At 49.1% G+C, this 12,849-nt stretch carries 7 protein-coding genes and 1 pseudogene; all 8 read left to right on the forward strand.

All coding sequences use genetic code 11. From position 1 onward, the window contains the following. The first annotated feature begins 280 nt into the window (after positions 1-280). The 8 genes and pseudogenes from V8Q34_RS25260 to V8Q34_RS25295 all read left to right on the forward strand — a co-directional run bounded on the left by V8Q34_RS25260 (position 281) and on the right by V8Q34_RS25295 (position 12,830). Positions 281-1,071 (forward strand): annotated as a pseudogene (locus tag V8Q34_RS25260) (HAD family hydrolase). Positions 1,072-1,353: 282 nt separating this feature from the next. Further along, the gene (locus V8Q34_RS25265; protein WP_335836550.1) at positions 1,354-3,378 is read left to right on the forward strand and encodes a methyl-accepting chemotaxis protein; all 2,025 of its coding nucleotides are present in this window, start codon (positions 1,354-1,356) and stop codon (positions 3,376-3,378) included. A gap of 122 nt (positions 3,379-3,500) precedes the next feature. Continuing rightward, positions 3,501-5,912, forward strand: a complete 2,412-nt coding sequence (locus tag V8Q34_RS25270; RefSeq protein WP_335836551.1) for an ATP-binding protein — start codon at positions 3,501-3,503, stop codon at positions 5,910-5,912. Positions 5,913-6,033: 121 nt separating this feature from the next. After that, positions 6,034-6,912, forward strand: a complete 879-nt coding sequence (locus V8Q34_RS25275; protein WP_335836552.1) for an AraC family transcriptional regulator — start codon at positions 6,034-6,036, stop codon at positions 6,910-6,912. A gap of 100 nt (positions 6,913-7,012) precedes the next feature. Next, complete coding sequence (locus V8Q34_RS25280; RefSeq protein ID WP_335836553.1) at positions 7,013-7,549, forward strand: V4R domain-containing protein; 537 nt, start codon at positions 7,013-7,015, stop codon at positions 7,547-7,549. 12 nt (positions 7,550-7,561) lie between these two features. Next, entirely contained in the window at positions 7,562-8,806 is a 1,245-nt protein-coding gene (locus tag V8Q34_RS25285; RefSeq protein ID WP_033142308.1) for a GGDEF domain-containing protein, read from the forward strand. Between the two features lie 32 nt (positions 8,807-8,838). After that, positions 8,839-9,981, forward strand: coding sequence for an aldo/keto reductase (locus tag V8Q34_RS25290; RefSeq protein WP_335836554.1), 1,143 nt, complete (start codon positions 8,839-8,841; stop codon positions 9,979-9,981). A gap of 29 nt (positions 9,982-10,010) precedes the next feature. Further along, complete coding sequence (locus V8Q34_RS25295; protein WP_103731766.1) at positions 10,011-12,830, forward strand: ATP-binding protein; 2,820 nt, start codon at positions 10,011-10,013, stop codon at positions 12,828-12,830. Positions 12,831-12,849 lie beyond the last annotated feature (19 nt).

Consider the following 12,849-nt stretch of genomic DNA (forward strand, 5'->3'; position numbering starts at 1 on the left):
ACGGAGCATGTGGAAACTGTTTGCCTTCTCACGCCAAAAGCTTAGTAATATAGAGGCTGCCTACATCCATAGATAGATGAGGTTTCTAGGAAGCAAATATTGAAAAATGAAGATTCTGTGAATGCAGCAGTGTTTCAATTTTAAATTTACACCGTGAAGCATTATGGAATAGGATTTTTAATAAGCAGTATATTACCGAAAAACATGAACAGATCCTGAAACCAGCGTTGGATATGGATTTTTCTGTGTAGCAGCAAATATCTATTAAGGAGCAAACACTATGTACAAATTAATCATTCTGGACTTGGACGGCACCCTTCTCCATACGGACAAATCCATCTCCCCATACACCCTTCATATCCTGGAAAATGCAAAGCCCGGGGTATCCTGATCGGCATCGCTACTGCCCGTGGGGAGACGAACGCGAAGAATTTTATTTCAAGAGTAAATCCCGACATCATTATTTCCAGCGGCGGAGCTTTGATCAGCTGCAGAGGGAAGTTCGTTTACGCGGCGGCCTTTTCTCCTGAGGAGACAAAAAGGATCATAGACACTGTCGGAATTCTTACAAACGGACAGAGTGAAATTACCGTTGATACGAGAACCGGCCACTACTGGAATTATAAAACAGACCCACACGAGATATATCCTGACTGGGGGGAAGTGATCTACACGGATTATAAAGATTTTCACGGAGAGGCCCTTAAAATTTGTGTGGAAACCACTGACCGAAAAATAGCCGAGAAAATTGCCGAGAGTATCGGAGATTGTGATTTCGCCAGATTTTCAGACGGTGACTGGTATAAGTTCACAAAGGCCAGCGCCACCAAGGCGAATGCACTGCGTAAGGTTTCCGGGATGCGGCACCTCACACTGGATGAAATCATATCTTTTGGAGATGACTACGCAGATATGGGAATGCTTCAAATATGCGGCAGGGGAGTTGCCATGGGCAATGCCATTGAGGAAGTAAAACAGGCCGCCGATGCCATAACGGACAGCAACGATAACGACGGAGCAGCCAAATATCTGGAAAAATATATACTGGAAAAAAATGAACTACCTATCTAAAAACTGCACTGACAGCCACATTGCATTATTTTTTGCAAATGCAGTGCATCAGATACAGGGTAGCGGAAGGCAATTGTTTGAGCTTGCAGCAAATGATAATTTCAGCCGCCGCATACCGGTAAACCATGGGGACCCCCCTGTTCTGCAGACAACAGGGGTATGATTTTCTTTTCCTTTTCTCCGGCATATGGTATAATATTTTTTATGTAAGATAAAAAATTTGAGTGGAATTGGGCTGCTGTCTGTCTGGACAGGCCAATGCCATGACAGCGGGGGTAAAGAATGTCAAAGATTTTGAACAGGGAAAGAAAAAAGTCCATATCCACAAGAATAACCGGGAGTCTGCTGATCGTCCTGGTTCCGTCACTGGTCATATTGATCGGCATTTCCTGTATCATGGCGGCAAGTACCATTTCAGATCTGAATGATGATCTTCTGGAGGTACAGACGGATTACGCAGTTTCCATTGTAGATGATTTTTTCAGCAGTAAGGTGACAGCAGTCAGTATGTTTGAGGAGAGTGATGACCTCCAGTCTTATTTTAAAGCTGTGCATAGAGCTGAGGATATTGACAGTTATAAGGAAAAGGATGTGGTCTTAAAAGAACTGTCCGGCGCGTTGGAACGGATGGCCGGGGAAATGGTTCTGCAGGTATGGATCGCAGATGAAAAGACAGACAGCTATCTGCTGGCTGACGGGAATGTGGTGGATGCGAATCTGGCAGATGTGGTCTGGCGCCAGCCGTTGCTTGAAGGGAAGAAGACCGTGGTGTCTGAGCCCTACCTGGACCCGGCCACAGGAGAATCCATAGTTTCCGTGGTGTCCCCTGTTTTTTCTGAGGACAATACAGACGTTTTGGGATTTTTCGGGTTTGACCTTTATGTGAGCAGCCTGTCAAAGCTTCTCTCAGAGATAAAAGTGGGTGAACACGGATATCTGGAGGTGTTGTCCAACAGCTCAGATTACATATACAGTGATGATTCCACGGCAATGGGGAAAAATGTCAGGGAACTGGACATAACAAATGAATATAAAGAAAAAGTGGAAGACAATTACAGTGGTATCTTCAATTTTGACTACAGAGATACTGCCTATACCTCCATGTTTAAAAACTGTGAGACAACCGGATGGCTGGCAATTGCCACGCTGCCCCTGTCAGAAGTGAATGCCACACGCAATCATCTGATCGCGGTACTTGCTGTTCTGTCAGTTGTTGTACTTGGACTTCTCACTGCGATCGTCATGGTGATCACCCGCAGGATAATGAAACCACTTGCGGAAATCAGCAGCGGTATGCAGGAATTTTCCAGAGGCAATCTGGAAGTGAACATCAAGGAGTATGGAAATGATGAGATCGGGCGTCTGGGAGCCAGTATTCGCTCTTCAGTCAGCACTTTGAAAGAGATGATACATGATATTTCCCATATTTTGAGTGAAATCTCAAAAGGGAATCTGGACCTGACGGTGAAAGATAATTATATCGGTGATTTCCGGTTCATCCGGGAGGCACTGGAACAGATCATAGAGTCACTGAATTTGACTCTGGGCCAGATCAATGTTTCCGCGGAACAGGTATCCTGCGGTTCCGAACAGGTATCAGAGGGTGCGCAGTCCCTTGCCCAGGGGGCATCGGAGCAGGCCGGAGCTGTGGAGGAGCTGGCGGAGAGTATTGGAGAGATATCCGGACAGGTGGCGGCAAACGCGGACAGCGCCGCTGATGCCAACAGCAGAGTAGCCGAAGTGGGCAGGGAGGCGGCCAGGAGTGACAGCCGTATGCAGGAAATGCTGGCCGCAATGCAGGAACTCAGAGAGAGTTCGCGCGAAATAGGCAATATAGTGAAGACCATTGAGGATATCGCGTTCCAGACGAACATACTGGCATTAAACGCTGCCGTGGAGGCAGCCAGGGCCGGAGAGAGCGGCAGAGGGTTTGCCGTGGTCGCAGGTGAGGTGAGAAACCTTGCAACCAAGAGCGCGGAGGCATCCAGAAACACTACAGCACTGATCGAGAGCTCACTCAGGGCAGTGGAAAATGGCGCTGCGCTTGCGGAGGAAACGGCGAAGACATTAAGACGTGTGACGGAAGGGGTCAGCGGGGTGGCTGAGACCATCAACAGGATTTCCGAGGCATCGGATGAACAGGCCCGCTCTGCAGAGCAGGTGGCGCAGGGAATTGAGCAGATTTCCAGTGTGGTTCAGGTGAATTCCGGCACAGCGGAGGAAAGCGCAGCTGCCAGTGAGGAGCTTTCCGCACAGGCACAGCTTTTAAAAGAGCTGATTGGAAAATTTCGGTTGAAAAACAGATAAATAAAAACGGAGCCGGGAGGCATTACGATACTTACCAGGTTCGTAAATGCCTCTCTTTTTTCTTATTGCAGCAGGTAGGCAGCTAATCATGTGTTACATAACCGGAAGGAGGAGGGAAATGCATGTCCATGGATAATTTGATGAATCTGCTGGATTCTTTGCGTGAAACAAGCATTTATGTCATAGAGGAGAAGAGTCACCGGCTTTTATATGTTAACCGGCGGTTCAGGGAGACAGGCCGCGGCAGGGCTGTGCAGGGGGCAAAATGCCATGAGATCTGGCCTGAGTTATGTGCTAATTGTCCTGTGGAAGCTATGGGAGACAGCGGTTCCAGCCATACGGTGTGTTATGATCCGCTGCTGAAGACCACAGTTGATGTGACGGCGGACCGGATAAACTGGGATGGCCGTATTCCGGCTGTGGTGGTCACATCCTCCCCTCACCGCCCGAGCTTTGAGGAAAAGCAGTGGATCCAGAATATTGAGCAGATGTACGCCCAGAGCCTGGTGACCATTTTCGATGAATGTATCATAGCGAATCTGACCGGGGATTATTATATGAATTGTCAGAAAGATGCCATGTGGACGGATATACCGGAGCAGGGCAATTTCGAAGCGGAAAATCAGAAGTATTCCCAAAAGGTACTGCACCCGGATGACCTGGAGCTTTTCAATGAGAACTTTTCCAGGGAGGCCATGCTCCGTCTGTTCGGTGAAGGGAAAAAGCAGATTTCCAGGCGTATGCGCCGTCTTACCGCGGACGGCACTTATCATATGGTGGAATTTACGGCAGCCAGGGTGGATGAACTGGGGGAAAAGGAGTGCTGGTGTATTCTGGTATTCCGTGATATACAGGACGAATTTCTGCAGAAACAGCAGCGCAATCTGGAAATCACACAGCTTGCCACAGCGGCAGGGTTTGCATATCAGATGCTCATATCCATTAACCTGACGAAGAAGACTTATCACATGCTGGAATATGAGCGCTATCCTGTTGTCCGCCCCGGGACGGAGGGGAATTTTGATGACTTGATTGAAGCCGAGCTTGCCACTGTCCACCCGGATCACCGGGAGGAATTTCGTGAGAAGTTTTCCTATTTTTCCCTGGTCCATGCGTTTTCCAGAGGAGAGCGGATTGTCTCCATGGAGGTGCCACATCAGGGGGAAGACGGAAAGTATCACTGGTATTTTACACAGGTAGTGCGTGTGGACAGCCCCTACTCCGATGATCTGATCGAGATCACGCTTTCACGAAATATTGATGGAGAGCGCAGGGCGCAGCAGGAAACGCTGGAGAAGGAGAGGCGCGCAAAGCAGCTTTTGGAGGATGCACTGCGAAAAGCGGAGAAAGCCAGCCAGGCAAAAAGTGATTTTTTGTCCAGAATGAGCCATGATATCCGTACGCCGCTGAACGCTATTGTGGGAATGACAGAACTGGCGCAGCTTCATTTGGAAGAAACAGAAAAATTAAAGGATTATTTCACGAAGATTCAAAGCTCCGGCGCCCATCTGCTCGGATTGATCAATGAGATCCTGGATGTCAGCAAGATAGAGAGCGGCACGGTTGAGATCGAGGAGAGGGAATTTGACCTGGACAGTCTGGTAAAAGAGGTTTCAGAGATGGTGCGCATGTCCCTTGAAAAGAAGAAGCAGATATACTCAGCTTCGGTGGAGGAAGGCACACATACCCAGGTGCTGGGTGATGCCAGAAGGCTGAAACAGGTGCTGGTGAATATTCTGGAAAATGCATCAAAATATACGGACCGAGGAGGACAGATCTCTCTTCTTGTCCGGGAGACACAGAAGGAGGAACAGGGAGCCGGAACATACCAGTTCCTGATCGAGGATAATGGCATCGGTATGAAGCCTGAGTATCTGGAACATATCTTCGAGCCTTTCAGCAGAGCGGAGGACAGCCGGACCAGCAAGGTTACGGGTACCGGACTGGGCATGACGATCGTGAAGAACCTGGTTTCCATGATGGATGGGACCATTGATGTGGAGAGTGTATATGGAAAAGGTTCCAGATTCCTGGTCACACTGTGTATGACAAAATGTTACGGCACCGTCACGGTTCCTGTGGAGGGACAGATGGAGGATATCTCCGTGTTTTCTGCTCTGCGGGCGCTGCTTGTGGAGGACAATGAGCTGAACCGACAGATCGCTGTGGAGATGCTGGAACTTCTGGGTGTACAGGTGGAGGCTGCGAAGGACGGACAGCAGGCAGTGGAAGCTGTCTGCAGCCATCCACCTCTTTACTATGATATTGTCTTCATGGATATACAGATGCCGGTGAAAAACGGATATGAGGCTGCCCGGGAGATCCGGAATTCCGGCATGGAACGGATTAACGAGCTTCCCATTCTCGCCATGACAGCGGACGCCTTTGCGGAAGATATCAAAAGCGCACGGCTGGCAGGCATGAATGGCCATCTGGCAAAACCGATTTCCATGGAACAGTTAAAGAAAGCTCTGGCAAACTGTTTTATATGGAAAAAGAAGAATCAGTGGGGAGATACGGAGGAAACCAATTGATCCGGAAACAAGGTTTTCAACAACAGGTATACGAAAGACACGGCGGTCCGGACAGCAGAAAGCATAAAATGACAGGACGGAATCTCCTGGATGTATTAGAGTATAGACAGGAGGTGGAAGCATGGAATGGACGGAATGTCTGAAAGGGGCAGTAAAGTTTATAGAAGCCCATCTGCTTGAGGAGATAGAGGTTAAGGACGTGGCAGCTGCTGTATATATGTCCTCTTTTTATTTCCAGAAGGGGTTCAGCATTATGACAGGCTATTCAGTCGGTGAATATATCCGGCAGAGACGCCTGTATCTGGCAGCGCTGGATGTGCTGGCCGGACAGGAAAAGGTGATAGATCTGGCATACAAATACGGCTACAGTACGCCGGAGAGCTTTACCAAAGCATTCAGCAGATTTCACGGAGTGCCGCCTATGCAGCTCAAGGGCAGTGCCGGGAAAATGAAGGTGTTTCTTCCTCTGAAAATCACAGTGACCATACAAGGAGGAGACAACATGGATTACACGGTTGAAAAGATGGAACGCATGCAGGTCATCGGCCTGGAGTGCGCAGTGCGTTATGACAGTTCCTATCAGGAAATTCCGAAGCTGTGGGATATATTCAGCAGGGATTACTGCTCATCCGGCAGAGAAGAAAGTGCAGCCAGCCGGACAGTAGAGCGATGCGGCATCGGGGAATTCGGTATCTGCATGGAGACAGAGGACAAGGGCAGCGAATTTAAGTATCTGATAGCCGGCAGATATGACGGCGGGGAAATCCCGGAGGGGATGAAAGTGCTGGAGATCCCTGCTATGGAGTGGGCAAAGTTCTGCTGTACCGGTCCTCTCCCGGGAGCACTGCAGACGATCAATACAAAAATATTCCACGAATGGCTTCCCGGCAACCCGGATTATGAGATCGCGGCGGGAATCAATCTGGAATGGTATTCCATGGGGGACTGCAGTTCCCAGGATTATGAAAGCGCAATCTGGATACCGGTCAGGAAAAAATAAATAATGCAGTCATTACATGATTTTTCGGAATTATGGGATGACTGCATTATTTTGTGTTATAATAAAAGGAATAATGACTGATACCGGAAGAGGATGGAAAATGGGAGATAATATTTTTCTGAAAAACAGTAAAAAACCGGAGTTATCCGATTATATGAGCTTTAATGTACAGGGCCGGGGGAATCTGGGCGATGACATACCGCTGGCTGTATACCGGCTGATGGAATTTTCACTCCGCGAGCAGCTGATGGAGCAGCTTGGCAGGGAGGAGCAGATACAGATATTCAGAAAAGCAGGGTACCGTGCCGGGGTGTATTTTGCAGAAAATATGCTGGACATTTCTCTGTCTTTGAATGAGTTTATAGCAGGGCTTCAAAGACGCATGGAAGAATTGAAAATAGGGGTGCTTCGTGTGGAGAAGCTGGATAAGGAGACAGGAAAGATCGTGCTCACAGTCTCAGAGGACGCGGATTGCTCCGGGCTGCCGCTTCTGGGGGAGACCGTGTGCAATTATGATGAGGGATTTATCTCAGGAATCCTGTCTGCCTATATGGGAAAAGAGTATTCGGCTGTGGAGATTGACTGCTGGGCTACCGGGGACAGAGTGTGCAGGTTCAGTGCCGGTCCAAAAGAATGATGAGGTGCGGGCATGGAAAAGGATAACTGTGAAATGCTTTTTGAATATTTGAAAAGCATACTTTACGATTCACCCATCCGGCCTCTGCATGTGGAGGAGCTGGATGCCCCGTACCGAAAACTGGGACTTGGGCTTCAGTATCTGCAGAAGGCCGTAGAGGAGATGCAGGCATATACAAAAGACCTGTCCCAGGGAAACCTGTCAGGGGAATTCCCGGCCAGGGATAATTTTCTGTGTGCCAATCTGAAGAATCTGCATGCCAATCTTAACCATCTGACATGGCAGGCAAAGGAGGTGGCGGCGGGTGATTATTCCCAGCATGTCTCCTACCTGGGAGAGTTCTCAGAAGCCTTCAATACCATGACTGCCCAGCTGAAGGAACGGGAGGCGCTGTTGAAGGAAGAGACTGCCAGAGTGCAGAAGCGCGCGGAAGTCATAGAGGGGTACAATGAACTGCTGGTGGAACTGACCACAAAAAGGAATGAGTGGATACTGGTGGTGGACGCAAACAGCAGGGATATTGTATACTGCAATAAGAGAAAAGATGAAAAGAAGATAGATCCGGAATTCTGCCATATCTGCCAGCACAGGCTGTCCTTCAGGAATAAGATCCTGAACTGGCAGGAAAGCGGTCAGTACAAGGTCTGGGAGATGGGAGATGAGGAGCAGGGTTTCTACCGCATCACTACATTTCTCATAGAGTGGCAGGGAAGAAATGCCTATGCCCACATTGTGGTGGATATCACGGATGACAAGAAGGCAGCCGACAAGCTGACGAGCAAGGCCTACTGTGATCCGGGAACGGGAATACAGAACCGGCTGTTTTTTGTGGAATATATGGAAAAGGTGCTGGAGGAAAAGCGGGATATTGTCCTGTGCTATATGGATCTGGACGGACTGAAATATGTCAATGACAGATTTGGCCACAGCGAGGGGGACGCCTATATCCACAGTTTTGTGGAAGCAGTCCAGAAATCTTTCAGAAGTATGGATGTCTTTGTACGGATCGGTGGGGATGAGTTCTGTATCGTCATGTCAGAAGGCGAGAAAAGGGCGGCGGAAAAAAGGCTGGCTGATCTGCTTAAGGATTTTGTCAAGACGAATACCAGACCATATCCCGTGAGCTTCAGCTACGGTGTGGTGGAGATAGAGGGGAAGAAAAACAGCCTTGGCCTAAAAGAGATTGTCACCATGGCAGATGCCAGAATGTATGAATGCAAAAAAATAAATAAAGAAAAATATCACAGGAACATATAAGGTTTCGACAGATATGGAAAGGTGAAGAAAAGATGAGATACAGAGCGCTTGGAAAGACAGGGCTGAAGGTCAGCGAGATCGGACTGGGGGCAGAGTGGCTGGAGCGCCACAGCGCCCGGGAGGTTAGTGAGGTAATTTTACACTGTGAGGAAGCGGGAATCAATATTCTGGACTGCTGGATGTCAGAGCCGAATGTAAGGTCAAATATCGGGGCAGCCATCAAAGGCAGAAGAGAGCGCTGGATCATCCAGGGACATCTGGGGTCCACCTGGCAGGGCGGACAGTATGTAAAAACACGTGACATAGAACAGGCCGCCGCCGCCTTTGATGATCTGCTGAAGCGTCTGGGAACGGATTACATAGATTTGGGCATGATTCATTTTGTGGATGAGGAGGAGGAATTCCACCGCATCATGAAGGGGGAATTCTATGCGTATGCCGGGGAATTGAAGGAGAAGGGAACAATCCGGCACATCGGAATGAGCACCCACAATCCTGCGGTTGCAAAGATGGCAGCTGAGAGCGGAAGGATCGAGATGATTCTGTTCAGCATTAATCCTGCCTTTGACATGCTTCCTGCCAGTGAGGATATAACGGAATATTTTAAGGAAGACTATGAGGAAGAGCTGGGAGGCATTGCGCCTGAACGGGCAGAGCTGTACAAAATCTGTGAGAAAAACGGTGTGGGGATCACGGTTATGAAGGGATACGCCGGGGGGCGGTTGTTTTCTGCTGAGACTTCCCCATTCAAAACTGCGCTGACGCCGGTACAGTGTCTGCACTATGCCCTGACGCGTCCTGCAGTTGCCAGTGTGCTGGCAGGATATGACACACCGGAACATGTGGATCAGGCTGTGGCCTATGAAACTGCCTCCGAGGAGGAGAAAGACTATGCCACGGTTCTCGCCAATGCCCCGGCCCATGCCTATTACGGGCAGTGTACCTACTGCGGACATTGTGCGCCATGTCCCTCAGGGATTGACATTGCAATGGTCAATAAACTGTATGACCTGGCAGTGATGCAGCCTGAGGTACCGGCATCTTTAAAAGCCCACTATGACGGGCTGTCCGCAAACGGCGGGGACTGCGTGGAATGTAAAAGCTGTGAAGCTAACTGTCCCTTTGGTGTAGTCATTACGGAAAAAATGAAAAAGGCGGAGATACTTTTCAGATAAAGCCTGCCGGGGTAAAAGGAGTTTCTGATATGAGAGAAAGATCACAGGTGCCGGGTAAAGGCGTCAGTGTGCCGGTAATGCTGGCTCTGTTATTTTTGGTGTTTCTTCTGCCATGCGATACGGTTTGGGCGGGGGAAGATACGGAGAAGAGGGTTCTGAAGGTGGCATTTCCGGAGGTGGATGGATTCACCGAGACAGATACGGACGGAACACGCCACGGAATTGTGGTAGACTATCTGAATGAAATTGCAAAATATACCGGATGGAAATATGAATATATCAATGTGACCGGCGAAGAAATGATAGATAATTTCATGGCCGGTGAATATGATCTGATGGGGGGCACCTACTATCTGGAAGGGATGGAGGAGTACTTTTCCTATCCGGATTATAATGCCGGTTACGGTAAGTCTCTGATCCTGGCACGCAGGAATGACAGCAGCATCAGAACATATGACTGGAAGAGCATGAACGGCAAGACCATCGGCGTATATGAAAATGCCAGGGAAAATATCCGCAGGCTGAAACAGTTCATAGAGAGCAATGCCATTGACTGTACCATCAAATATTATAACAAGGACCAGCTCTTTAACGGAAATCTGTATCCCTATCTGGAGAGCGGGGAGATTGATATGCTGCTGGGCAATATTGCGGATGATACGGAGGTTTTCCGTCCGGTCGCCACGTTTGACTCCCAGCCCCATTACATTGTGACCACACCGGACAATCAGGATGTGCTGGAAGGATTGAATATGGCACTGGAAAAAATAGCGGACTCCAATCCGAATTTTGCGGAGGAGTGTTACCAGGCAAACTTTCCTGACAGCGGTACAGCCAGTATATATATCAATGATGAGGAGAGAGCCTATATTGAGCAGAAGAAAACGGTCTCCATCGCGGTAGTGGAGAACTGGCATCCTCTTTTCTGCATTGAATATGCGGAGGGACTGCACAACGGTCTGATCCCGGATGTACTTGAGGAGGTTAAGAAGTTTACCGGTCTAGAATTTACCTATGTATATGCCGAGTCCTATGCGGATGCCCTGAAGCTGGTGCAGGAGGGAAAAGCCGACATGATGGGGGCTTTTTTGGGAAACGAGGAGCAGGGGGCAGAGATGAATCTGGCCCTGACGCAGACCTACGGTACCCTGAATGATATTATAGCCAGGAACAAATCCGTCAGCTTTCCCTCTGAGGGACTGGTGGGCGCCGTGGTGGAGGGGCTGCAGATGCCCGCAGGTATAAAGACGGAAGAGGTGCTTTATTACCCCAACGCGGCGGATGCTCTGTCCGCTGTAAACCGCGGGGAGGCAGATTTTTTCTATGGCCTGTCAGCCAACATGGAGGAGGAGATCCAGAGGCATCATTATACGAAGGTGGTGCCGAACACCCTGGTCAACAATGCAAATGATATCGTGTTTGCCATGAAGAGCCCTGCAGAGACTGATCTGCTGACGGTTATGAATAAGGCCATCAACAGTATGAGCAGTGAGGAGAAGGATACCCTGGTGAATCAGAATATGATATCTGTGGGGATGAGTTCACTGACCGTAGTGGATCTGCTGTATGCCAATCCGATCCTGTTTATCACTGTGATCGCGGGTGTATTTCTGCTGGTCGTATTTCTTGTCCTTATGGCCGCCCGTTCCCGTGTGCGCTCTGCAAAGATGCAGGCCAGCCTGGAGAAGGCGGAGGCGGAAAACAAAGCAAAAGGTGAATTTCTCTCCAGAATGAGCCATGAGATCCGTACGCCTATGAATGCTATTGTGGGACTGAGTGACCTGACCTGTATGCTGAAGGATGTTCCGGAGGATGTGAGCAGCAATCTGATAAAGATAAGGGAATCCTCCCATTATCTGCTGAGGCTGATCAGTGATATACTGGATATGAGCAGAATTGACAGCGGAATGATGACAATTACTTCCGAACCGTTTTCTGCTGTGCGGCTTGTGGATGAAGTACAGAATATCATGGCATCAGAGGCCCGCAAATACGATCTGGAATTTGAGATACACAAAAAGATCAAAGACGATATCCTGGCAGGGGATGCCGTGCGTTTGAAGCAGGTACTCATGAATCTGATCTCCAATGCCTTTAAATTTACTCCGGCCGGAGGTCTTGTACAGCTCTACGCAGAGCAGACCGGAAACAGGGATGGAAAGGCAGTATATGAGTTCCGTGTGGCTGATAACGGAACAGGGATATCAAAGGAGAACCAGCAGCGCATTTTTGAAGCCTTTGAACAGGCGGGGACCAGTTCTGCCAAGAGTCAGGGAACCGGGCTGGGGCTTGCTATCAGCAGGACTATTGTAAAGCTTATGGGGGGAGAACTGAAGCTGAAAAGCGAGCCGGGACAGGGCAGTGAGTTTTATTTTACCATAGAAATGCCTGTGGAAAATGCGGAGGATATACAGGAAGAAACCTCTGAAGAAAGAGAAGGTCCGTGCCTTTTGGATTATCACATTCTTCTGGCTGAGGACAATGACCTGAATGCGGAGATAGCCCAGGAACTGCTGAAGATGCAGGGCGCCGTTATACAGCGCGCCAGAAACGGAAAAGAGGCAGTGGAAATGTTTGAAAAAAGCAGGCCAAAAGAGATTCGGGCAGTTCTCATGGATATCCAGATGCCGGTTATGAACGGGCTTGAGGCGGCCCGTGCCATAAGAAAACTGGGAAGGGAGGATGCAGTGTCCATTCCCATTATCGCCATGACAGCCAACTCCTTTAAGGAGGATGTGGATGCGGCGGCAGCGGCAGGCATGGATGGTTTTGTGACAAAACCGGTGGATGCGGAATATCTGTATCAGGTCCTGCAGAAAGCGGCAGCGTCAAATAAAGATTCCCTTTGAATAGAGAATTGCGAAAGGA

The sequence above is a fragment of the Blautia sp. JLR.GB0024 genome (assembly GCF_037000545.1).
Lineage (GTDB): Bacteria > Bacillota > Clostridia > Lachnospirales > Lachnospiraceae > Blautia > Blautia celeris.

Bases quoted from the DNA above. Each gene is read 5' to 3' on its own strand.
- V8Q34_RS25265 (WP_335836550.1), top strand. From the start codon at position 1,354: ATGTCAAAGATTTTGAACAGGGAAAGAAAAAAGTCCATATCCACAAGA.
- V8Q34_RS25270 (WP_335836551.1), top strand. From the start codon at position 3,501: ATGTCCATGGATAATTTGATGAATCTGCTGGATTCTTTGCGTGAAACA.
- V8Q34_RS25275 (WP_335836552.1), top strand. From the start codon at position 6,034: ATGGAATGGACGGAATGTCTGAAAGGGGCAGTAAAGTTTATAGAAGCC.
- V8Q34_RS25280 (WP_335836553.1), top strand. From the start codon at position 7,013: ATGGGAGATAATATTTTTCTGAAAAACAGTAAAAAACCGGAGTTATCC.
- V8Q34_RS25285 (WP_033142308.1), top strand. From the start codon at position 7,562: ATGGAAAAGGATAACTGTGAAATGCTTTTTGAATATTTGAAAAGCATA.
- V8Q34_RS25290 (WP_335836554.1), top strand. From the start codon at position 8,839: ATGAGATACAGAGCGCTTGGAAAGACAGGGCTGAAGGTCAGCGAGATC.
- V8Q34_RS25295 (WP_103731766.1), top strand. From the start codon at position 10,011: ATGAGAGAAAGATCACAGGTGCCGGGTAAAGGCGTCAGTGTGCCGGTA.